Origin of the sequence: Hafnia paralvei (genome assembly GCF_020150375.1) — a bacterium.
Lineage (GTDB): Bacteria > Pseudomonadota > Gammaproteobacteria > Enterobacterales > Enterobacteriaceae > Hafnia > Hafnia paralvei.
Map to the genome: position 1 here is coordinate 1,901,624 of NZ_CP083737.1, position 21,520 is coordinate 1,923,143.

Below are 21,520 nucleotides of genomic sequence, written 5' to 3' on the forward strand. Positions count from 1 at the left end.
GAGACTGCGCTTTTTTTATCATAGACAGTTTTAGATTAGAATGCGCTGGTATCTTTGAACAGACCCACTTTAAGATCTGATGCGTTGTAAATCACCTGACCATCAACTAATACTTCACCATCCGCCATACCCATGATCAAGCGGCGATTGATAACACGCTTAAAGTGGATGCGATAAGTGACTTTTTTGGCGGTAGGCAAGACTTGTCCAGTGAACTTCACTTCACCAACACCCAGCGCGCGCCCTTTACCTTCACCGCCGAGCCAACCGAGGTAGAACCCTACGAGCTGCCACATAGCATCTAAGCCCAAGCAGCCAGGCATCACGGGATCGCCAACAAAGTGGCAGCCAAAGAACCATAGGTCAGGATTGATATCCAGCTCAGCTTCTACATAGCCTTTATTGTAGTTACCGCCGTCTTCAGTCATTTTTACGACGCGATCCATCATCAGCATATTGCCTGATGGTAGTGGGGGGCCACCTGCGCCAAACAGTTCGCCGCGTCCTGACGCTTCCAGGTCTTCTTTAGTATAAGAGTCGCGTTTATCTACCATAATTCTTGTAAGCCTTATTTTAATGAAGGGTGCATCTTAGCTAACACGTGTACGCTCAACAAGTCCGATCAGCCATGGTTGAACCAGTTTAGCCAGCGTAGAGGCCAAGGTAGCTGACGTTTATCTAATGGGCTGATTGCTGCAATGCGTTCCTGAATGGCGCCGATCAGGCTAGGCCCACTCTCACTGCGGTAGGCAATTCCCGTCAGAATAGGTAAAGCATCCTCTGCATTTTCTACAGCCCAGAGGTGGAATGTTCCGGCTTTAACAGCCTCAATAACTTCAGCATTCAAGCATAAATGGCGCACGTTAGTCGCAGGGATAATCACGCCCTGCGTCCCTGTAAGGCCTCGGCGTTGACAAGCCTCAAAGAAGCCTTCTATCTTTTCATTCACGCCACCAATAGGCTGTACATGGCCAAATTGGTCAACAGAACCGGTTACGGCGATCTGTTGATTGATTGGTGCTAGCGACAGCGCGCTGATTAATGCGCAAAGTTCTGCAAGCGATGCACTATCCCCATCAACCTCGCCATATGATTGCTCAAATACAATAGAGGCGGAGAAGGGCAATTGCTGTTCTAGATCCAGTTCAGAAATCAGGAAGGCTTGCATAATCATCATGCCTTTAGCATGCAGATTACCTCCCAATTCAGCTTTACGCTCAACGTCGGTAAACTCGCCATCACCTAAATGTACTGCGCAGGTGATACGAGAGGGCTCACCGAACATGAGAGGATGACCTGGATATTCCAAGACGGAAAGCCCATTGATTTGCCCAATGACTTCGCCTTCGGTCTCGATCAAAATTTGCCCAAGCTCTATTTCGTCATGCATACGCTCGGCCAGATAGCCTTCTCGCCAACGGCGCACAGCTAACGTTTCATTAAGCGCTTGGGCATCAATGACGTCATTACTATGCAACGCCGCTTCGCGAAGAGTACGCGCTATAAGCGTTGGGCTAAGGGGCAGGTTACCCTGATCGCCAATCGCACGGATGGCAGTATTGACTAAAACAGGCCAAGCATCTTCCGCAATTGCGGGAAGTTGGTATTCATTGGCAATGGTAGTGACCAGCGAGCACCAGCGCCGCATGTCATCAGTGTCCACCAGTGACATATCGGCTTCAAACTCGCCATAAAGCGAGTTAAAGCATAAATCTGGCTCCATATCTTGAAAATCAGCTAATCCTTCGCGGTCGCTGACCAAGATAACCTTGAGGTCAATTGGCATATCAGGAATATGCACCGGTAGTGGTTTATTCTCATCAGGTGAGAACCACTTAAACTTGCGGCCAAGAACGATTTGTTTCAGTCGCAGCCAAAGCAACGGCTGAGCGAGCATGGTACGCAACGACAGGATCAACACACCGCCGTTTGCGTGATGAACCATGCCTGGCTCAAGGGTAATTTTTCCGTTGGACTGACGGACTGTACCGAACAGCTGCTCGCCCTCATACCAATCAGCAAAAAGAGAGGTTGCGGTCGCTGCAAAATTGGACTGATGTTTGTCCGCGGGCATGATGCTGACGTGCATACCATCGATGTGATATTGGCTGCCGCGCAGGGTTAACTCTGGGAGCAACTCTCCGGTTGCACGGTGGATGAGTGCCAGATATTCATAAGTCTCTTCCGCCTTCAGGATCATAAAAGGTGATGGCGATTGCGGATGGCAGAAATGGGCCAAACTGTTTTCAAGGCGAGGCTGATATTCCGAAAATGTCAGCGCAGGCTGTTGTGCTGCTGCAGCGAAAACAGATTGATAAGGTGTCGTATCGGGCAGTAGCGATTGCCAGTCGAGTCGATAATTGCTCAAAGTCGTCAATTTTATTGTCAGTAGGAAAACCGCAATTATACAAGATTCCACCGTGCTGCACAGGAAACAACAGCAGAAGAGTTAAAAGGAAGTGATTTGGAAACCGGTATGTATAAAAAACAATCAATAATAAATCATGAAATATCTGCAAATCTGAAAAAAGTTGTTATTCTTATACAAAGTTACCGTGTCACTGGCAGATATCTCAATGAAATACCAACAGCTTGAAAATCTGGAAAGTGGGTGGAAGTGGAAATACCTGGTGAAAAAACACCGTGAGGGTGAATCTGTTACACGCTATCTAGAAAGTAGTATGGCACAGCAGGCTGTTGAGCTGCTGCTAAAGCTTGAGAATGACCCTGTGCATGTTCAAGAGTGGATTCGGGAACACATGAACCCAGATCTACAAAACAAGATGAAACAAACGATTCGTGCTCGTCGTAAGCGTCATTTTAACGCTGAACATATGCATACACGTAAAAAATCCATTGATTTGGAGTATCTGGTTTGGCAAAGATTAGCTGGGCTTGCTCAGCGTCGTGGTAGCACGCTATCTGAAACGATTGTGCAATTGATAGAAGATGCCGAGCGTAAAGAACAGTACGCCAATAAAATGTCTTCGCTCAAGAAAGATCTCCAGTCATTTCTGGGAAAAACCACTGAGTAATCATAAACAAAATTTTTTCGATTTGATTATGACTGAAGTTGAATAACAAGTTGATTAAACAGATAAAAAAAAGCCTCGCTTAGCGAGGCTTTTTTAATTAAAGGAACTACGCGTTAACTTAAGCCTGTGGCTGAGTTACAACGTCTTTGATGCCTTTAACTTCGATTTCTACGCGACGATCTGGAGCCAAGCACTCGATCAGAGCTGCGCGAGCTTTAACGTTGTCACAGGTAGAACCAGTAACTGGATCAGCTTTGCCCATGCCACGTGCAGAGATTTTGTCTGCAGGGATACCTTTAGATACCAGGTAATCTACAACGCTCTGTGCGCGCTGTTCAGACAGCTTCTGGTTGTACTGCTCAGAACCGATACGGTCAGTGTAACCCAGAACAACTACGGAACCATCTTTTGGATCCAGGTTGCTTAACTGTGCATACATCTGATCCAGAGCCTGCTGGCCTTGTGGTTTCAGAGTCGCTTTGTTGAAGTTGAACAGAACGTCAGACTTCAGAGTGAAACGCTTGGTTTCAACAACTGGTGCTGGAGCTGGAGCTGGTGCTGGAGCTGGAGCAGCTTCATCCTGACCGAAACGGTAAGTAACACCAACGCTCAGCAGGGTGTTGTCTGGACGTGCAGCAGTTTCGTTAGCATCACCAATGTTGCTTACGAACTGATAGTCAAGACGGGTAGCCCAGTCTTTGTTCAGTGCGTATTCAACACCGATTGCAGCCAGTGGAGAAACACCGGTGTCGTTGCTATCGATGTAACGGCCGCCGTGAGCTGGAGAGTTGGCAGAACCGTCAGCGCGCCATACCATACCACCCAGACGGGTGTAGATGTCCAGATCGTCAGCAATTGGGTAGCTCAGTTTAGCTGCCAATTGAACGCCTTGAGATTTGAAAGCACCGTTGTTGTCGCCACGGTATTCCATACGACCTAACCAGTCGTAGCCCATTTCAAAGCCCAGGTATGGGTTTGCTTGGTAACCGAAGAACGCACCGCCACCGAACTGGTCAGGACGTACGTTGGTGCTACCAAAATGGTTGATGCTGTTGTCGTAGTAGTGGGACCAGCCCAGTTTACCACCAACATACCAAGTATCATCTTTAGGTGCTGCTTGCGCTACGGTAGCGAAACCAGCGAGTGCCACTGCTAATGCGATAGCTGTCTTTTTCATTTTGCGCCTCGTTATCATCCAAATAGGCCAAAGAGCTAGAATGCTACAATTAGCCCTTGGTTAAAATCCTTTGCTAGGTTTTCGCTCGATTAATTACTGTGCCAATTTTCTTGGCGTTATAGAGCAACCTTCGCGATAACAAGTCTACAACGAGATTAGAAACTTACAAGTACGATGTGATATAGCTCAACAAAAAAACGATGTATATGTACACTTCGTTTAACGTTTTGTTCAAAAAATAAACGTCGTTTTTTTCGTAAAAAAGAGCAGTAACTCAGGTGTGATGCGGCTTTCTGCTATAAAATTAACTGATTAGCAGAGAAAAAATATTTTTGATAAGATTTCTCTTAAATTTACTCAATGAAACAATTTAGACTGAATTTTTAGCAAGTTTAGTTGTCCGTTATCGGATTCCACATTGTGATCGGGCTGCATGATCAGTCCAAAACACTCTCCATCCTGAGCCGCTTTTCTTAATCTTGCCCGTTCATTTTGTGTCAGCGGCGGAAGCCAGCCCAATACCACACTATAGTTACCACTACGTAGAGCACATTCCATCGCATAAATAGAGTCTACGGGTTCAATCTGGTTGAGTTGCATCACCTTGCTAGCCGGTAATCCAGAATCGGCTAACCATTGTTTGCTCAGTTTATGCTGTGGGTTAAGCCAAAGTAACCAGCGAGATTGCTTACCTAGCTGACGCAGCAATGGAAGCAAAAGCAATGACAACATAGGCTGATGTTCGCTATAGACTAATTCACTGATAACGCCTGCATAAGCATTTTCTTGTCCCTCAGGTTGATGTGCTGAGGTGTTTAAAAATGATGGGCGATCGGTGTAGTGCTGCAGTGAGTGTGTGCGCATAAATATGTTCTCGCTGTGTGTACTGTATGAATATACAGTACATGGGCGGCGCGCTGAGATCAACCTATTTTTTACAATGCTCTTCGCAAATCTGTGATGAAAAACGCTCAAAATTCACTTTCAGTTTGGATGCTTTTCGGTAATTCGCTATGTTCTTAATTCACTGTTATTGCTAAATAAACTTAATATTTATGCTGTGAATGTAATTACAAGGAGATAACCATGAAAGGATTGTTTAGCAACAAAGCGGATATTGCACATGAAGTTTTCTCTTCACTTGGTGCAGTGAAATTGCGCTCGCAGTTTGGCGGTTTTGGGGTATGGCTGGATAAAACAATGTTTGGTGTTGTATCGGATGGTGAGCTCTACTTGCGAGCGCATGACGAGCTCAAATCTCGCTTTGTTACTTATGGCATGAAGGCTTTTATTTACACCAAACGAGGGATCCCCGTTCGTCTTAGCTATTTTCGTGTCGAATGCAATATGTGGGACGATCCCAGTTTGCTTCGGCATCTGGCCTATGCCTCGCTACAACAATCCATAGAGCTGAAATCATTGAAAGCAGCAGAGAGCGACGGTTTGCGAACTTTGCCAAACATTAACAATATGATGGAAAGGCTCTTAGGCAAGATTGGGATAACCAGCGCTGATCAACTGATTAGCATGGGAGAGACCGAAGCGTTTATTCGGCTTAAGAAGCTAAATGCCAATTTACATAATCGACTATTATTTGATCTAGCAGGCGCAGTACGAAAGTGCCATGAGGCAGCTCTTTCTTACCAGGTTCGCATGACGCTTGATGAATGGCTAAAAAACAACACATATCGATGGCAAAAGAAGTAACGAGCTTTGCACGTAGGCAGGGAGTGACATTCCCACTTCCTGCCTACGTATGACACAGTGCTTCAGCTTGGCATCAGCCCCTGCTTGAGTTGCATTAGTTCAGGCAGTACACCCATCATTAAGCTGATTTGCTGAACAACAAGCTGTTCAGTGTTATCTGAGGGGGATGAGTACTCGGTAAGACGATGCTTTAGCTTCTGAATGGCCTCTTCGGTGCGTTCCGCGATGCTACTGTCATAATTAAGTGCATCATCCATGTAGCAGGCAGCATCATCAAGCATGCTCAAAACTTCCGCGTTATTCAACCGATCGCGATGCGCACCTAGCGCTGAAATGTAGCTCAGCAAGGTATGGTTGAGACATAGCAGACGAAATGCCGATTCCTGAGTTTGGGCATTGTTTTTCGGTTCGGCTGACATATTTGAGATGACAGAAGCGAGTTCAGCATCGCAATTATGCGCATCACGGCGTGCAACACGATAATCTAGAGCGTTTGATTTACCCTGATGATATTGCACTAGGATTGCATCGAGGTAGCGACAATCAGCATTCAGCGTTTTTTGCACTACGGCAGGCAGCGCACGGAATTTCCAATCAGGCCAGATAAAGGTCACTGCCGCCCACGCAATAGCACAGCCGACCAATGTATCGAACACTCTTGGCCCAGCAACTTCAAAACCTTCCCCAAGCAGATTGAAGCACAGCAAAACCAGTAGGGTGATAAACATAGTGGCATGGGCATATTGCACGTTGCGGAATGCAAAGAATAAAACGCCGCTGATTACGATTAACACCATCTGTCCTTCAAGGGAGGGGACAAAATAAAGAATGGGTAGGCCCAGCAATACACCCGCGAGAGTGCCCACGACACGAAGTGCGAGTCGTCTCTTGGTCGCGTTATAGTTTGGCTGACAGACAAAAAGGCTGGTGAGCAAAATCCAGTAGCCGTGGTTTAAACCGGTAAATTGAATAAAGCCATAACCCACACCTAAAACTATCGACATGCGGATCGCATGGCGGAAGAGAGCCGATTGTGGCGTCAGATGACGACTGATGCGCAGCTTCATGTCGTTCCAACCGCTGATACGATCGTCAGACAGCGTATTCTCTTCTTCACGTTCGGTTGCGAGTGACTGTTCGGATTCTATATTGGCCAATTGGGCATCAATGGCTTTGAGGTTCAGCAGCAGGTTAAACAGTGATTTCACCAGAATATGCTGATGGCCATGCTGAGCAGCAATACGTTGTAATGTGGCTTCCAAGTGGGTGAAAACACGCTCAAAGCGTAGGTCATGCTGATATTTCTGCTGCAACAAAATGGACTGCGATAGCTGAGCACAAGCGCGGGCTTGAAGCATTAATAGACGCTGAAAGCGAAACAGTACATCACTATAGCGAAACATTTCGCTGAGTTGCTGGTACTGGAAGTGGGACGAACTGGCCCGTTCATGAATGTCTTGAGCGACGAAATAGTAGTGCAGAGTACGCCGAGTTCCGCGTTGGCCGCGGTCACCTTTCAAACGCGTGAGCAATGATGCTTTGGTTTGGTTGAGCGTGGTGACCAGATTACTGTTAGCCATAGCCACATCAATCAGTGGTTGATTGAAATTTCCTTCCTGATCGGGATCGAAGAGGTTGGATTTGGCATCGAGATAAACGGCTAGCTGGCTGTAGCTTCGCGCTAAAGACTCTTGCAATGGGCGGATGGGAAAAATGAGATGCCCCATCAACGTTAGCACGTTGTACCACACCGCACCGATCATCAGGAGGAGTGGCTGCTGGTACCAGATGTGATACATCGATGTACCCAGCATGGTGTAAATAGCGATCAGTAGTGCGCCAAATGCAATGGTCGCATAGCGTTGTCCCAAGGCACCTAGCAGAATAAATCCTACGGTTGATACCATCAAACCGATAGCAAACAGCCACGGATAGGGAAATAACAGCTCAATGGAGGCAGAGGCAATAAAAAAGCAGGTGAGGGTAATGGCTAAATTACGCAAGCGACCAACGAGTCGATCGTCTAAATCGGTCAGTGCCGCAGCCACTACGCCCAGCGTAAGCGGAATCGTAAGCCGTGGCTCACCGATAAACCATGGCACTCCGGCAGCACCCGCCAGTGCGATAAAGATACGAAAGTTATACAGCAGAGCGCTACTGTATGCGTAGCGCTTTAATCCTGGTGCAAAAGAGAGCACGTTACGACCCTTTATTTAAAACGACGACTCGCGTTGGTCACGCGCATTTGCTGTGCCACTTCGACAGGTACCACTCGGCGACCCACTGGCCACAAGGCAATAGCCGCAATTTTAAAATTAGCAATACCAACAGGAATACCAATGATCGTCACGCATTGCACAATACCCGCGGCAATATGCGAAAGGCAAAGCCACCAGCCAAATAAAATAAACCACACGATATTCAACAGCGTTCCACCGGTAGTGAGCAGTGTGTTTTTCCGATCAGGATATAAATCATCGACGTGCACCGCTTCATTACCAAACGGGACTAATGACAGCTTGGTTATCTCCCAGCAGGAACGCGTTAACGGTAAGGTGAAAATTAAAATAATGCTGACGAGAGTGGCTAATAACCAGCCTAGCGTGGTGAAAAAACCACCCAGCACGAAATTAAGGATGTTTAGTACAGTTCTCATAGTTCTCAGTCACCTAAATGAAACCATTAGCGATATTTAACATGCTGAGTTTACCTTGTTTTGAGCCACTCTGATATTCATCTGCAATAACCGTAGAATAAAAGAGGTAAAAACCCATTTGTCTTATTTCAATAAAGATTGATGCAATGACCCAGATCCTAGGTATGCAGTGCGAACATAGGTAAACTTATTTCATACTTGAAGCTGCATCAGCCTTGATGATGCCAGTTGTTTACTTGTCGTCTTGATGCAACTTCAACTATTTTGGGTATAGTGATATCAAAGAGTGAAAAATGATGGCGAAACAATGGAACTGAGAGCAACCAAAATGGGCCAGCATTTGGCTCAGCATCCTTATAACCGCGTGAGGCTTTTGAACGCGGGCGTTGAGGTGAGCGGCGATCGCCATGAATATTTAATTCCATTTAATCAGTTGGTTGCCATCCACTGTAAGCGCGGTATTGTGTGGGGCGAGCTGGAGTTTGAGCTGCCAGAGGAGAAAGTCGTTCGCCTGCATGGCACTGACTGGCAAGAGACTCAACGCTTTTATCAGCATCTGCAGCAGAGTTGGCAGGCATGGAGTGAGGAAATGGCGCAAATTAGCGCCGACGTACTCGCTGCTCAAGTGGAAGAACTTGAGAGTCTTAATGCGCAAGATCGCTGGCTTAAACGCAGCGAATTGAAAGAGATTCGCACTATGATCGAAAGCTGCTTTGAGGCTATTCCGCTACCGCAGCAGCGCCTCGAAGAGTTTGATTCCTGTCGCGATCGCTACCGTTATTGCCTTAAGTGGTTGAATTACGGGCTGAGAATGGTTGATGAACGTAATCAACAATGGACAAAACGCATGCTTGAAGAGCACGCCGCTTTCTTTGAACAAGTAGAAAGCCAGCCGCTGAATGCCTCTCAAGCTCAGGCCGTGGTGAATGGTGAAAATGGCGTGTTGGTGCTGGCGGGAGCGGGTAGCGGTAAAACATCGGTGCTAGTGGCGCGTGCTGGGTGGTTATTGCTGCGCAAAGAGGCTACTCCAGAACAGATTTTGCTACTGGCTTTTGGCCGTAAGGCAGCCGAAGAGATGAACGACCGCATTCAGGAACGTTTGCATACCGAAGATATTCAGGCGAAAACTTTCCATGCTCTAGCGTTACAGATCATTAATCATAGTGGCAAAAAAACCACCCATATTAGCAAGCTGGAAGGGGACGCTCAGGCTAGACAAAAATTACTCGTCAAAGCATGGCAGCAAGAGTGTTCGGCAAAGAAAGCACAGGCCAAAGGGTGGCGTCAGTGGTTGACCGAAGATCTGGAATGGCAGGTTGAAGAAGAAAACTATTGGCAGGATAAAAAGTTGGCGATGCGTTTAGCGCCTAAGCTTGAGCGTTGGGTTAGCCTGATGCGTGAGCACGGCGGTTCACAGTCGCAGATGATTGAAGATGCGCCGGAAGAGATACGCGATCTGTTCCAAAAACGCATTCGCCTGATGTCACCGTTGTTGAAAGCATGGAAATCAGCGCTGAAGGATGAAGGCGCGGTAGATTTCCCAGGGTTAATCCAACAAGCGATTGCTGTTCTGGATAAAGGACGATTTATTAGCCCGTGGAAGCATATTCTGGTTGATGAATTCCAAGATATCTCTCCACAGCGTGCACGCCTGCTGGAAGCGTTACGCAAACAGAATTCGCGTACTAATCTGTTTGCCGTCGGTGATGATTGGCAGGCGATTTACCGTTTCAGCGGGGCAGAATTATCGCTCACGACGGCGTTTACGCAGCATTTTGGCGATAGCGATCGGCGAGAGCTTGATACAACTTATCGCTTCAATCGAAGGATTGGGGAAATTGCGAATGGCTTTATCCAGCAAAATCCTCATCAACTGCGTAAATCGCTTAACAGCTTGTCTGAAGGCCCGAAAAAAGCGGTAACGATTCTACCTCAGGAGCGGTTGGAAGACTTGCTCAATAAACTCAGTGGGTATGTTAAGCCAGAGGAACGCATTCTGATCTTGGCGCGTTATCGTTATCTCAAGCCTGAAATCCTCGATAAAGCCGCAACCCGTTGGCCTAAGCTGACCATTGATTTTATGACTATTCATGGTAGTAAAGGGCAGCAGGCTGATTATGTGATTATCTTGGGATTGCAGGATGGAAAAGATGGATTCCCTGCAACGACGGGAGAGTCGGTGATTGAGCAGGTATTGCTACCGCAAAGTGAAGATTTCCCCGATGCTGAGGAGCGCCGTTTGTTGTACGTCGCATTAACGCGAGCCCGCCATCAGGTGTGGCTATTGCAGGATACGGATAATCCTTCGGTGTTTGTCGACCAGCTAAAACGACTCGGCGTAGCGGTGCAACGTAAACCATAAAATAGATCCTATATACCCAAAACGTGAAGCGTGACGGGGATAAACTAATGGGGACTGAGGTCCCCATTTTTGTGTCTTCTTTTGTGGTTTTATACTACTTCAATCGATCGGCCAAATAGCGCTGATAGTCAGGGATAGCGATTTCGACTTCTTCGTTAAACATCGGTGAGCTAATCAGGAAATCGGCCGTAGATCGGTTGTTGGCTACGGGGATATTCCAAACGGTTGCCAAGCGCAGCAACGCTTTCACATCAGGATCGTGGGGAACGGCGTTGAGAGGATCCCAGAAGAAAATCAGCATATCGATTTTTCCTTCAGAAATCAGTGAACCTACCTGCTGGTCTCCACCCATTGGGCCGCTAAGCATGCTGTTGACTGGAATTCCGGTGGCGCGTTGAATCAAATTACCGGTGGTGCCCGTTGCTGATAGCTGATGTTGTGCCAGCAACTCTCGGTTTGCTTGCACCCAGCTTAGCAGCGCCTGTTTACAGTGATCGTGAGCAACAAGCGCAATATGTTTTTTTTTGGCAATCGTGCGGGTGGTGAGTTCCATGTCTAAGCCCTTAGCAAATCATATGAATCCACATACAATACAATAAGGTTGTTCACCATAATCAGACTGGACGCAAAAAAAATCGCTACCTGATGATTAATTCATCACTTCGAGGTTTTTTTTATGAGCTCGGGAAGGGCTGCTGTGGCGTTTGACGAATTATAGCGTTGTATGGCCTGCTCATAGTTAGCTAAAAGAGGCTGGCTGACATGGAGGACATCCGATTTGTATTCGACGCTATTACCGCGATTATTCAGCAAGTCAAAGCTGAGGTTTTTCTCGAACGCTTTAACGTCATGCTCATTATTCAGTTTTGGCAGCTTAATGTTTATCGACGTATAGTCGCGCACGTCAAACACCACCACCAAGGGAACAGACGTAAACATGCGCTGATTTGGCCCAGCGGCTGGAACCATTTTTTCGACACGAAAGAGAATTTGATGCACTCCGCCACTAAGCTCAAGACTATCGGCACTCTTAAATAGAGCGCTGGGTAACTGCTGACCATCAACGGCGAGTAGTTCAATATCTGAACCAAATTTCAAGGTGGTGGCAAAAACGGACTGGCTGAGCAAAAATAGCAACGCACCTGTCTGTAAAACGCGATATATCATGAAAGCCTCAACTTTAGACTGTGCGAAGAGCATTGTTCAGTAGCCGGTATGGTGTGTCAAAGTATTTTATTATTAATACTTACTTACATGTTAGCCAATTATGGTCAAATGTCGTCTAGGGGCTATCTTAAAGGCATTATTGGGATGCCATTTCTGGCCCAATATTCTATTAGTAATCATTGGAGCTCAACATGACCGAACAAGAAATTAAAACCATCTTGCAGCAGGTGAAGAGTATTGCGCTAGTTGGCGCCAGCGATAAGCCCCACCGCGCAAGCTATGGCGTTATGGCTTATTTACTCTCGCAAGGGTATCAGGTTATTCCGGTAAGCCCAAAGCTGGCCGGTCAAAAACTGTTAGAGCAAAAAGTGTATGCTACCTTAGCGGATATACCACAGCCAATTGATATGGTTGATGTTTTCAGAAATTCTGAGGCGGCGTTCGGGGTTGCAGAAGAGGCTATTGCCATTAAGGCGAAGGTACTTTGGTTACAGCTAGGCGTGATCAACGAAGAGGCTGAAAAGTTAGCCACCGAGGCGGGGCTGAAAGTCGTTATGGATCGTTGCCCTAAAATCGATATTCCGCGTTTGGGTCTAGAGAAAGCATAACTCTTCAATCGACTTGTGTTGATGAATAGCAAAAAGCCCAGAAAACTGGGCTTTTTCGTTACGAGGGGGCTAGTTTCTCAGGCGAGGCGCCTGAAGCTGGTGGCGTATAGATTCGGCTAAGTCATCCATCGACGGTTGTTCTGGATGAGCATCGGTATTTTCCCCATCAAGCTGTGCTTCTGCGAGATAGGTATGCACCGCTTCACCCTCTTCGTTTTCCATCACGACATGATACCAAGGCATATGGCGCAAATGTTCATTTGCCCCCAGCTCATCGGCGTCTGGCGCGACTTCAAGTGAATATTCAGGGTCAATATCTATTACCACACCCAAAGAGCCTAAGAGTTTGTGGCGTACCTGCTGTCCAATGCCAAATTTGCTGGTAATCATACTGACCTCCTGAGAAAACGTTGCTCTATCCCTTTCATTATCAACCGCACTATACGGCTTAAAAAATCCAATCATGCGTATAAATATGTGGGCGTAGACAAACGTTTCAAGCTTTCCCTGAAACTTGAAGCTGTTGCAAACGATGCCAATAGCTTCAATGGTGTTGGATTAGCCGATGACTCGGCAAGCAAAGCCTTTCAGATACAGTCCTTCAGGGTATGACGCAATCACAGGGTGATCGGCGGCCTGACGGTACTGCTCTATAAATTGTACATCACGGCCAGCATCTAGTGCGGCATCCGCCAAAATTTTCTGGAACAGTTCAATCGGCATCAATCCCGAACAAGAGAAGCTTAGCAAAATACCGCCGCTGCTTAGCAGGTTGAGTGCAAGCATATTAATATCTTTATAACCGCGACATGCACCCGCGAGCTGGCTTTTGTTCTCTACGAACTTTGGCGGATCCATAATAATGAGGTCAAATTTACGTCCCTCATCACGATATTTGCGTAATAGTTGAAATACATCGTCACGAACGAATTCGGCTTTACTCAAATCTAACTGGTTGAGTTCAACGTTTTGGCGTGCGACATCAAGCGCAGCCTGTGATGTATCGACGCTAATCACATGCTCACAGCCGCCCATCAGGGCTGAAACAGCGAAGGCCCCGGTATAAGAGAAGCAATTCAGTACTTTTGCATTAGCTGCAAAACGACGTGCGGCCAAACGGCTGTCGCGCTGATCGAGATAAAAGCCGGTTTTGTGGCCTTCTTTGATATCAACCAGAATTTGCATGCCATGCTCACGAATGGGGAGCAGTGCAGGTGGTTCTTCTCCGACAACGGAGCCTTGGGTCAGAGGTAATCCCTCTTTTTTACGTACGGCGACGTCAGAACGATCGTAGATCGCGCATTCTGGATAGCAGTGCTGCAATGCAGCAACCAGATTGGCACGCTGATATTCCGCACCTGCAGACAACAGTTGCAGCACGATAAAGTTTTGGAAGCGGTCGATGGTGATGCCAGGCATACCATCGGATTCACCGGCGATCAGGCGATACCCAGTCAGGTCATCACGCTTGGCAAGCAAGGTGCGCCACTGCTGAGCGGTTTGAAGGCGGTTGATGAAGAAATCACGATCCACGCTTTCCTGCTGATCAAATGTCCAAACGCGCGCACGGATTTGAGACTGAGGAGAGAAAGCTGCGCGAGCCAGCCATTTCCCCTGAAAATCGCAAACGTCGATGGTTTCTCCTGATACAGCATTCCCTTCAACGCGGGTTACGGCACCGGAGAATACCCATGGATGGCGGCGGAGTAAGGACTTTTCGCGTCCTTTGGCAAGAAATAAACGTGCGGTCATGTTAGTTTTCTATGATCTATGATGAATCAGACAAAAAGGTGCGACATTGTCCGGTTATGGGACAAGAAAAGCAAATATCCAGATTACCTAGGCTTCATGAGGGGGGATTATGTCAAGAGTCAGTATTGCGGCTTATGTGGCTGGAAGCGTACAGGGCGTTGGATTTCGTTATAACACCCAGCGTCAGGCTCGGGAGTTAGGGCTTACTGGCTACGCCTATAATATGGATGACGGTCGGGTTGAGGTTGTTGCTGAAGGCGAATCTGACGTGGTACAGCAGCTGGTTGATTGGCTAAAGCAAGGAGGGCCACGCGGTGCCAGAGTCGATCAGGTACTCTTAGAACCGCGTCCGTTAGCGCATTTTACTCAGTTTAAAATCAAATACTGATCAAATGCATTTCACCGGTTTCGGTAAACCCGCGAGCTTGGTGGCTTGTTTGGCTGGGCCTTTGGGAAACAGGCGGTAAAGATAACGGCTGTTTCCTTTCTCTTCGCCATACTTTTGCGTCATCGCTTTAACCAGCATACGAATAGCCGGTGAGGTATTAAATTCTAGATAAAACTCGCGCACGAATCGTACGACTTCCCAATGGGCTTCGCTCAATTCAAGACCTTCTTCTGTGGCCAGTAGCGGAACGAGATCTTCGCTCCAATCAGCGCTGTTAAGCAGATAGCCCTGAGCATCCGTTTCAATCTGGCGGCCAGCAAATTCTAACATTAGACAAATATCTCTTATCGACAAATCAGCGGCTATTGTAACTCAAGGGAAGGTCTGGCAGCAAAAGGGCTGCTAGATTACATCTAGATAAAAGAAAGCCCCGCTGTTAGCGGGGCACATTTGCGTTGGGTAAAACAGGTGGTACATATCCAGCTATGCTGAATTAGTTACTACGAGCGAAACCGAGAATGCTCAACAAGCTGATAAACAGGTTGTACAGAGAAACGTACAGGCCAACAGTGGCTCGGATGTAGTTAGTTTCGCCGCCATGAATGATATTGCTGGTTTCCCACAGAATGGCGCCGGTAGAGAACAAAATAAACAGGGCGCTAATGGCCAGCGATAGCGCTGGGATTTGTAAGAACAGGTTAGCGATAACCGCAACCAGCAGAATCACGAAACCAGCCATCATCATGCCTGACAGGAATGACATATCTTTGCGTGTGGTCAGCACATAAGCTGAGCAGCAGAAGAATACGGCTGCTGTGCCGCCTAACGCTAGCATAATCAAATCACCTGCGCCGCTAGCAATAAAGGAGCTCAGAATTGGACCTAGCGTGTAGCCCATAAAACCGGTTAGCGCGAACACGGCGAGAATGCCCGCTGGGCGATCGGCCAAGCGATAGGTCAGGAACATCAAACCATAGAATCCCACCAGCATTAATAACAGGCCTGGCGCTGGCAGCATCAACACAGTGCTTGCAGTGGCCGTTAACGCCGAGAATGCCAGCGTCAGTGCCAGCAAGAAATAAGTATTGCGCAACACTTTATGCGTGCTCAGCAAAGAGTCGCGCGAAGAGGAGCTGGAAACAACAATACGGTCCATAGAATTTTTCTCTTTTGTCAGTAATCAACGGAAAATTATTGATCTAGAGCAAAATAATAGAGAGGAGGCTACGTACGCGAAAGGCGTTTTACCCTTCTTTACTTTGATTACCTCGCGAAAGTATCTACAGGCAAAACGATAATCCGTTGATGTTTTCATCATTACGTTGAAAAATAAAACAAACAATCGCTGGTTTGGTGATTTTATCATCACTTGAGCATTCTCGTGCTTTACAAGAAATTCTAACGCCGTTATAGTTCGTCCCGTTGCGGAGGAGTGGCTGAGTGGTTTAAGGCAGCGGTCTTGAAAACCGTCGAGTGTAACAGCTCCTAGAGTTCGAATCTCTACTCCTCCGCCAAAATTTAGAAAGGCCGATAACAGTAATGTTATCGGCCTTTTGCTTTATATGCCTCACGCTAGATATCTTAAAGCGGTTCGCAGTCCTGAAGACGTTTCTGATAGCGCGTATCATCCGATTCTGTATATCCCCCTCATAATGCCGCTAATGGTTATTAATTCCCTAATCAACACTTTCCATTTCAAAAATCTTTAGTCGCTGTAAATGCCAAATTTAAGATGGCTGAATTTATTAGCACAACAACTTATAACGCACTTCACGCTAACTCACAGAATAAAAGCGTGTCTGGCGTAGATTAGACGCGAGTAATGTCCTTTTTCCACTCTGTGCGAACGTTATCAATACCTAGAGACTTGTCTCATCCTATGATGGCTTTGCTTCATTCAATCCAGAAAAATTGTACAATAGCGCGGGGCAGTTTAGAGCAACTGTAGACAATATGAATAGTTACCAATATGTAATCAAGGTGATGGAATGCTTGAACTATTTGATGTCAGTTATGATGAACTAAATGGAGTGCGTTCGGATGAACTTTATCGACTGAGAAAAAAAACTTTCAGCGATCGACTAGGTTGGGATGTCGTTTGCAACCGCGGTATGGAGTTTGATGAGTTTGATAATCCAAACACGCGCTATATCTTGGGTCTGTATGAAGGGCAGTTGATTTGCAGTGTTCGTTTTGTGCCGCTCGAACTGCCAAATATGATTACTCATACCTTCCACTCTTGTTTTCATGATGTCTCATTGCCAGCCGGTGAAGTGGAATCAAGCCGATTCTTTGTCGACAAAAGTCGCGCTCGAGATTTGCTGGGGGAGAGATATCCTGTTAGTCAGGTTCTTTTTCTGGCGATGATCAACTACGCTCGTCAATATAACTTAAACGGCATTTATACGATTGTTAGCCGCGCTATGCTGACAATACTAAAGCGCAGTGGCTGGCAGGTGAGGGTACTTAAAGAGGCATATTTGAGTGAGGAGGAAAGGATTTATCTTCTCTATTTGCCTACGGACTCTGATAGTCAGGCGAAAATGGCGACAAAAATTAATGCATTTGAAGGTTGTTCACTGCCTGAATTTGAGCACTGGCCGATGTCAGTGGCGGTAATTAAGACTGCATTGGTGTAATCAGTTCGAGTTCAACGCCCAGCCTGATCGCCTGACGGGCGTTACTCACACCCAATTTACTTACCACGTTGCCCATGTGAAATTTAACCGTTCTTACTGAAATACCAATGATTGTGGCGATCTCCGCGTAAGTTTTCCCCATACTCGCCCAGTAAAGTACTTCATGTTCTCTGGCTGTAAACGTTGCTTTGCTTACGCCCATCTCTGAACCATCCTTATCTACCGAAACTGACTGCACGAGCCGATACATTTGCTCATTAATCTCAATGAGTAACATCTGTAAGTTGCCTTTCTCTGAAGAGAACTGCTCTTCCAGATTCGCTTTCATATTGCTATCAATAATTAATGATAGTAGTGCCAGATTGTTGAGATGATCGTGCAGGACGAAAGTATAGCCGTTGGCGATGTTGTATTTCTTGGATAAAGAGAAAATCTTTGAGACCTTGAGGTCAGACATCAACGTGATGTTCTCATCCCACACGAAAGGGGACGTGCGTTTAAACGCGGTCAGGATCACCGGGTCAATGTGCTGCAGGTTATTCGCAATGTACAGGTTTACCCATTCATCAGGATAGCTTGAGATGATAAGCAGTTTTGACGGGTTTTTCTTATTGACGACGGTGTAAGCGTACTCAGGGCTACCAAACTGGGACAGTTTTCTATCGATATAATCACGAAGCGTTTCCGTTATTATCTGATTTTTATTGAAAATAGAAAACATATGGCATCCCTGAAGTTTGTTCTACAGTCTCGGCGGCAGCGGTGTACTTAAGTACAGGGTGAGTACAGTACTTAAGTACAACTTACGGAATCTGTCTACACACTTATAATTGTCCCGTGAGTTGAAGATAAAAAAAACCTGACCACGAGAGTCAGGTAGCCAATTCAGCCAACACCAGGGAAAAACTCTGGGCAGTGCGTTTTCAGAGACCACTGTCCAGAGGAGCCTTATAGTAGCATTACTAACGTGAATCTTTCAAATCTTCCCCTCTGAAATCCTGTTTACGGCCTTGTCATGCCTAGTTTGCACTCCGATTTAGCCGCACAGACAAACACCAAAGAAGCCTTGCTTCGTCCTTCATAAATTCAATTTATTATTCTTTATTTTAATGAATTTTATTTACTTAAAAGAAAGATATATCAACTTAGAAGTATTAAATAATATATAAGTCTGTTTTTTATCTTTTATTTTTAAGGGGGTATTTTGGGTTGTTCTGAATTTTATGACTTCCTATAGACTCTTGCCCTCGTTTTAGGATAGACCTAATCTCAATGGTGTTTAATCTTTCCATATAGATTCAATCTTGGCATAAATCCTATTGTTAACATGTATTTTGCCGCTGCTAGTGATGCTTAGCGGTGGTTTTGGTTTTGAAAATACGGCACTTATATGGATGAATTAGTCACGCTATATGCCCTTGGTGAATGATTGTGATTCATCGGTTATTTGTATATTAGGTTTGCGCTTTATTCACATAAACGCTGTCTTAGTACGTGGGAAATGTCATTTCTCTATTAAATCGAGCACTGGAAATATCTGATTTTTCCTTCGGAGTTATTACTGAAATCATTAATGTAGCTTGTGACTCAACCCATTGACCTACAAGGATTGTGGTTTTGTTTTTAAAGAAATTTCTTATATTTCAAATGGATGATCTTGATCACAAATTGTCTATCTTGTTACATTCTGTAACAGTTAAGGATTTCTTAATTATGCCTAAATGTTCTTAGACTCGTGTCTGAGTATATTGCGTACTCACCTTTCCTTATTGTTTAAATAAACACAGAGATAGACCAAATAGCGCCAATCGATGAACGTTTTTACTACGCCGTTTATTCGTAATTAATCCACCTGTCTGCGGTGCTTTAATTTTAGGTAGGGAATGTTTGTCACGACTGGCAGTTATCCTTAATTTTCAGTTGTAAGGGACAGTAAATGGCTTCATCAAGTTTCCAAAATGAAGTACCCAAGGCTCGTGTAAATATCAAATTGGATTTACATACAGGTGGGGCGCAGAAAAAAGTTGAATTACCTCTGAAATTACTGGTAATGGGCGATTACAGCAACGGTACAGAACAACGTCCACTTTCAGAACGCAGCAAAATCGATATTAATAAAAACAACTTCAACAGCGTACTCAGTGAATTCCAGCCAAGTATTAAAATGGCTGTCCCTGATACTTTAGCGGCAGATGGCACAGATACCGCAGTGTCTCTCACTTTCAATGACATGAAAGATTTCGAGCCTGAACAGGTTGCACGCCAAATTCCTCAGCTACGTGCTCTTCTCGCTATGCGTAACTGGTTGCGCGATCTCAAATCTAACCTACTGGATAACGCGACTTTCCGCCGTGAACTCGAAAACATCCTCAAAGATGATGCGCTGAGCGATGAACTTCGTACGGAACTGGCGGCTCTGGCGCCAAAAGATTGTTAATGACTGGTTTGGATAAGAGAAGGAAATGCTGATGTCTGTACAGGAAAACAAAGCACAGGGTAATGCTACCGCTGTGTTGGAACACGAAGCACCAATCATGCAGGGCGTTTACGCGTCGTTGTTTGAGAAAATTAATCTCAATCCGGTCTCTTCAATGACCGATATCGAAACCTTCCAAAACAATGAAGGCCTCGCAGAAGCCTCTGCTGATGAGCGAGTGACCGCTGCCGTAAGCGTATTTTTAGACTTGCTCAAACAGTCTGCTCAAAAAGTGGAAAAGCTGGATAAAACCTTGCTGGATGGCCATATTGCAGCGCTTGATGCCCAAATTAGCAGCCAATTAGATGCGGTGATGCATCATCCAGATTTCCAACGCGTGGAATCCACATGGCGCGGTGTTAAGTCACTGATTGACCAAACTGATTTCCGCCAAAATGTGCGTATTGAACTGTTAGATGTGAGCAAAGATCATCTGGCACAAGATTTCGAAGACGCGCCAGAAATTGCGCAAAGCGGCCTTTATTCTCATACCTACATTCAGGAATATGATACCCCAGGCGGTGAGCCTATTGCGGCAACGATTTCTAACTACGAGTTTGGCCGTGGCCCGCAAGATATTGCTCTGCTACGCAACATCTCAAAAGTGGCCGCCGCGGCACATATGCCGTTTATCGGTTCCGTAGGCCCCGCGTTCTTTGGCAAAAACACCATGGAAGAAGTGGCTGCCATTAAAGATATTGGCAATTACTTTGACCGTGCAGAGTATCTGAAGTGGAAATCTTTCCGTGAAAGCGACGATGCACGCTACATCGGCTTAACGATGCCGCGGGTGTTAGGTCGTTTGCCCTATGGTCCAGATACTATTCCTGTGCGCAGTTTTAACTACGTAGAAGAAGTCAAAGGGCCGGATCACGAGAAATATCTGTGGACTAACGCTTCGTTTGCCTTTGCAGCCAACATGGTGAAAAGTTTTATCAACAACGGCTGGTGCGTGCAGATCCGCGGGCCGCAGGCGGGCGGCGCTGTCACCGATTTACCTATCCACCTGTACGATTTAGGGACGGGTAATCAGGTCAAAATCCCATCAGAGGTGATGATCCCGGAAACTCGCGAATTTGAATTCGCTAATCTGGGCTTTATCCCACTCTCTTATTACAAAAACCGTGATTATGCGTGCTTCTTCTCTGCCAACTCTACGCAAAAACCGGCGCTGTATGAAACGCACGACGCAACGGCCAATAGCCGTATTAATGCGCGTTTGCCATACATCTTCCTCCTTTCGCGTATTGCTCATTACCTGAAACTGATCCAGCGCGAAAACATCGGCACCACCAAAGATCGTCGTTTACTTGAATTGGAGTTGAACAACTGGATCCGTGGTTTGGTCACGGAAATGACCGATCCCGCAGATGACTTGCAGGCTTCGCACCCGCTGCGTGACGCCAAGGTAACCGTTGAAGATATCGAAGATAACCCAGGTTTCTTCCGCGTGAAGCTGTTTGCCGTACCGCATTTCCAAGTTGAAGGAATGGATGTGAATCTGTCTCTGGTTTCGCAGATGCCTAAAGCCAAAGCTTAATCAGGACGGATTT

The 21,520-nt window shown here is 46.2% G+C and carries 21 protein-coding genes and 1 tRNA gene; 9 read left to right on the forward strand and 13 right to left on the reverse strand.

The window, feature by feature from the left end:
- Positions 1-35: 35 nt before the first annotated feature.
- Positions 36-554, reverse strand: coding sequence for a bifunctional 3-hydroxydecanoyl-ACP dehydratase/trans-2-decenoyl-ACP isomerase (gene fabA, locus K9N75_RS08905; RefSeq protein WP_004095655.1), 519 nt, complete (start codon positions 552-554; stop codon positions 36-38).
- A gap of 68 nt (positions 555-622) precedes the next feature.
- Complete coding sequence (locus tag K9N75_RS08910; protein WP_172635549.1) at positions 623-2,368, reverse strand: AAA family ATPase; 1,746 nt, start codon at positions 2,366-2,368, stop codon at positions 623-625.
- A gap of 208 nt (positions 2,369-2,576) precedes the next feature.
- On the opposite strand from K9N75_RS08910, the gene matP reads away from it, so the two are divergent.
- Positions 2,577-3,035 carry a macrodomain Ter protein MatP gene (matP, locus tag K9N75_RS08915; protein ID WP_008813044.1) on the forward strand — a complete coding sequence of 153 codons (459 nt, stop codon included), beginning with the start codon at positions 2,577-2,579 and terminating at the stop codon, positions 3,033-3,035.
- Positions 3,036-3,153: 118 nt separating this feature from the next.
- On the opposite strand, the gene ompA is transcribed toward matP, so the two are convergent.
- Together ompA and sulA are read right to left on the reverse strand one after the other, a co-directional pair.
- Positions 3,154-4,212, reverse strand: coding sequence for a porin OmpA (ompA, locus tag K9N75_RS08920; protein ID WP_114445632.1), 1,059 nt, complete (start codon positions 4,210-4,212; stop codon positions 3,154-3,156).
- Between the two features lie 357 nt (positions 4,213-4,569).
- Positions 4,570-5,076: an SOS-induced cell division inhibitor SulA gene (gene sulA / locus K9N75_RS08925; RefSeq protein WP_039188761.1), complete on the reverse strand. Its 507-nt coding sequence runs from the start codon at positions 5,074-5,076 to the stop codon at positions 4,570-4,572.
- Positions 5,077-5,298: 222 nt separating this feature from the next.
- Here sulA and K9N75_RS08930 point away from each other — a divergent pair, with 222 nt between their 5' ends.
- A complete protein-coding gene (locus tag K9N75_RS08930; protein WP_130954187.1) occupies positions 5,299-5,919 on the forward strand; it encodes a TfoX/Sxy family protein in 621 nt (206 codons plus the stop codon).
- Between the two features lie 62 nt (positions 5,920-5,981).
- Here the strand turns inward: K9N75_RS08930 and yccS are convergent, their stop codons facing one another.
- Together yccS and K9N75_RS08940 are read right to left on the reverse strand one after the other, a co-directional pair.
- Entirely contained in the window at positions 5,982-8,117 is a 2,136-nt protein-coding gene (yccS, locus tag K9N75_RS08935; RefSeq protein ID WP_130954185.1) for a YccS family putative transporter, read from the reverse strand.
- An 11-nt stretch (positions 8,118-8,128) separates the two neighbouring features.
- On the reverse strand, positions 8,129-8,575 hold the full coding sequence (locus tag K9N75_RS08940; protein ID WP_008813049.1) for a YccF domain-containing protein: 447 nt from the start codon (positions 8,573-8,575) through the stop codon (positions 8,129-8,131).
- A gap of 307 nt (positions 8,576-8,882) precedes the next feature.
- On the opposite strand from K9N75_RS08940, the gene helD reads away from it, so the two are divergent.
- Positions 8,883-10,937, forward strand: coding sequence for a DNA helicase IV (helD, locus tag K9N75_RS08945; RefSeq protein ID WP_039188758.1), 2,055 nt, complete (start codon positions 8,883-8,885; stop codon positions 10,935-10,937).
- A gap of 94 nt (positions 10,938-11,031) precedes the next feature.
- Here helD and K9N75_RS08950 read toward each other — a convergent pair whose 3' ends face one another.
- Together K9N75_RS08950 and K9N75_RS08955 are read right to left on the reverse strand one after the other, a co-directional pair.
- Positions 11,032-11,490, reverse strand: a complete 459-nt coding sequence (locus K9N75_RS08950) for a methylglyoxal synthase (RefSeq protein WP_004095643.1) — start codon at positions 11,488-11,490, stop codon at positions 11,032-11,034.
- 104 nt (positions 11,491-11,594) lie between these two features.
- Positions 11,595-12,104: a YccT family protein gene (locus K9N75_RS08955; protein WP_020303842.1), complete on the reverse strand. Its 510-nt coding sequence runs from the start codon at positions 12,102-12,104 to the stop codon at positions 11,595-11,597.
- Between the two features lie 191 nt (positions 12,105-12,295).
- On the opposite strand from K9N75_RS08955, the gene K9N75_RS08960 reads away from it, so the two are divergent.
- Positions 12,296-12,712, forward strand: a complete 417-nt coding sequence (locus K9N75_RS08960) for a CoA-binding protein (protein ID WP_008813052.1) — start codon at positions 12,296-12,298, stop codon at positions 12,710-12,712.
- Positions 12,713-12,781: 69 nt separating this feature from the next.
- Here the strand turns inward: K9N75_RS08960 and hspQ are convergent, their stop codons facing one another.
- Together hspQ and rlmI are read right to left on the reverse strand one after the other, a co-directional pair.
- The gene (gene hspQ / locus K9N75_RS08965; protein ID WP_008813053.1) at positions 12,782-13,102 is read right to left on the reverse strand and encodes a heat shock protein HspQ; all 321 of its coding nucleotides are present in this window, start codon (positions 13,100-13,102) and stop codon (positions 12,782-12,784) included.
- A 168-nt stretch (positions 13,103-13,270) separates the two neighbouring features.
- Positions 13,271-14,464: a 23S rRNA (cytosine(1962)-C(5))-methyltransferase RlmI gene (gene rlmI, locus K9N75_RS08970; RefSeq protein ID WP_004095627.1), complete on the reverse strand. Its 1,194-nt coding sequence runs from the start codon at positions 14,462-14,464 to the stop codon at positions 13,271-13,273.
- Positions 14,465-14,573: 109 nt separating this feature from the next.
- Between rlmI and yccX the strand changes: the two genes are divergently transcribed.
- Complete coding sequence (gene yccX, locus K9N75_RS08975) at positions 14,574-14,852, forward strand: acylphosphatase (protein WP_008813054.1); 279 nt, start codon at positions 14,574-14,576, stop codon at positions 14,850-14,852.
- On the opposite strand, the gene tusE is transcribed toward yccX, so the two are convergent.
- Positions 14,853-15,182: a sulfurtransferase TusE gene (tusE, locus tag K9N75_RS08980; RefSeq protein ID WP_008813055.1), complete on the reverse strand. Its 330-nt coding sequence runs from the start codon at positions 15,180-15,182 to the stop codon at positions 14,853-14,855. It lies immediately after the preceding gene.
- Between the two features lie 163 nt (positions 15,183-15,345).
- Positions 15,346-16,008 carry an FtsH protease modulator YccA gene (yccA, locus tag K9N75_RS08985; protein WP_008813056.1) on the reverse strand — a complete coding sequence of 221 codons (663 nt, stop codon included), beginning with the start codon at positions 16,006-16,008 and terminating at the stop codon, positions 15,346-15,348.
- Positions 16,009-16,278: 270 nt separating this feature from the next.
- On the opposite strand from yccA, the gene K9N75_RS08990 reads away from it, so the two are divergent.
- Positions 16,279-16,366 (forward strand) — tRNA-Ser (locus K9N75_RS08990).
- Positions 16,367-16,840: 474 nt separating this feature from the next.
- Positions 16,841-17,491 carry an acyl-homoserine-lactone synthase gene (locus tag K9N75_RS08995; RefSeq protein WP_004095615.1) on the forward strand — a complete coding sequence of 217 codons (651 nt, stop codon included), beginning with the start codon at positions 16,841-16,843 and terminating at the stop codon, positions 17,489-17,491.
- On the opposite strand, the gene K9N75_RS09000 is transcribed toward K9N75_RS08995, so the two are convergent.
- On the reverse strand, positions 17,472-18,212 hold the full coding sequence (locus K9N75_RS09000; RefSeq protein WP_008813057.1) for a helix-turn-helix transcriptional regulator: 741 nt from the start codon (positions 18,210-18,212) through the stop codon (positions 17,472-17,474). The two genes, K9N75_RS08995 and K9N75_RS09000, sit on opposite strands and share 20 nt — an antisense overlap.
- A gap of 1,215 nt (positions 18,213-19,427) precedes the next feature.
- Here K9N75_RS09000 and tssB point away from each other — a divergent pair.
- Positions 19,428-19,928, forward strand: a complete 501-nt coding sequence (gene tssB, locus K9N75_RS09005) for a type VI secretion system contractile sheath small subunit (protein ID WP_224452488.1) — start codon at positions 19,428-19,430, stop codon at positions 19,926-19,928.
- Between the two features lie 25 nt (positions 19,929-19,953).
- Positions 19,954-21,507 carry a type VI secretion system contractile sheath large subunit gene (tssC, locus tag K9N75_RS09010; RefSeq protein WP_004095605.1) on the forward strand — a complete coding sequence of 518 codons (1,554 nt, stop codon included), beginning with the start codon at positions 19,954-19,956 and terminating at the stop codon, positions 21,505-21,507.
- Positions 21,508-21,520 lie beyond the last annotated feature (13 nt).

Coding starts and splice junctions, on each gene's coding strand:
- fabA (WP_004095655.1), bottom strand. CDS start 554: ATGGTAGATAAACGCGACTCTTATACTAAAGAAGACCTGGAAGCGTCA.
- matP (WP_008813044.1), top strand. CDS start 2,577: ATGAAATACCAACAGCTTGAAAATCTGGAAAGTGGGTGGAAGTGGAAA.
- ompA (WP_114445632.1), bottom strand. CDS start 4,212: ATGAAAAAGACAGCTATCGCATTAGCAGTGGCACTCGCTGGTTTCGCT.
- sulA (WP_039188761.1), bottom strand. CDS start 5,076: ATGCGCACACACTCACTGCAGCACTACACCGATCGCCCATCATTTTTA.
- K9N75_RS08930 (WP_130954187.1), top strand. CDS start 5,299: ATGAAAGGATTGTTTAGCAACAAAGCGGATATTGCACATGAAGTTTTC.
- K9N75_RS08940 (WP_008813049.1), bottom strand. CDS start 8,575: ATGAGAACTGTACTAAACATCCTTAATTTCGTGCTGGGTGGTTTTTTC.
- helD (WP_039188758.1), top strand. CDS start 8,883: ATGGAACTGAGAGCAACCAAAATGGGCCAGCATTTGGCTCAGCATCCT.
- K9N75_RS08950 (WP_004095643.1), bottom strand. CDS start 11,490: ATGGAACTCACCACCCGCACGATTGCCAAAAAAAAACATATTGCGCTT.
- K9N75_RS08955 (WP_020303842.1), bottom strand. CDS start 12,104: ATGATATATCGCGTTTTACAGACAGGTGCGTTGCTATTTTTGCTCAGC.
- K9N75_RS08960 (WP_008813052.1), top strand. CDS start 12,296: ATGACCGAACAAGAAATTAAAACCATCTTGCAGCAGGTGAAGAGTATT.
- hspQ (WP_008813053.1), bottom strand. CDS start 13,102: ATGATTACCAGCAAATTTGGCATTGGACAGCAGGTACGCCACAAACTC.
- rlmI (WP_004095627.1), bottom strand. CDS start 14,464: ATGACCGCACGTTTATTTCTTGCCAAAGGACGCGAAAAGTCCTTACTC.
- yccX (WP_008813054.1), top strand. CDS start 14,574: ATGTCAAGAGTCAGTATTGCGGCTTATGTGGCTGGAAGCGTACAGGGC.
- tusE (WP_008813055.1), bottom strand. CDS start 15,182: ATGTTAGAATTTGCTGGCCGCCAGATTGAAACGGATGCTCAGGGCTAT.
- yccA (WP_008813056.1), bottom strand. CDS start 16,008: ATGGACCGTATTGTTGTTTCCAGCTCCTCTTCGCGCGACTCTTTGCTG.
- K9N75_RS08995 (WP_004095615.1), top strand. CDS start 16,841: ATGCTTGAACTATTTGATGTCAGTTATGATGAACTAAATGGAGTGCGT.
- K9N75_RS09000 (WP_008813057.1), bottom strand. CDS start 18,212: ATGTTTTCTATTTTCAATAAAAATCAGATAATAACGGAAACGCTTCGT.
- tssB (WP_224452488.1), top strand. CDS start 19,428: ATGGCTTCATCAAGTTTCCAAAATGAAGTACCCAAGGCTCGTGTAAAT.
- tssC (WP_004095605.1), top strand. CDS start 19,954: ATGCTGATGTCTGTACAGGAAAACAAAGCACAGGGTAATGCTACCGCT.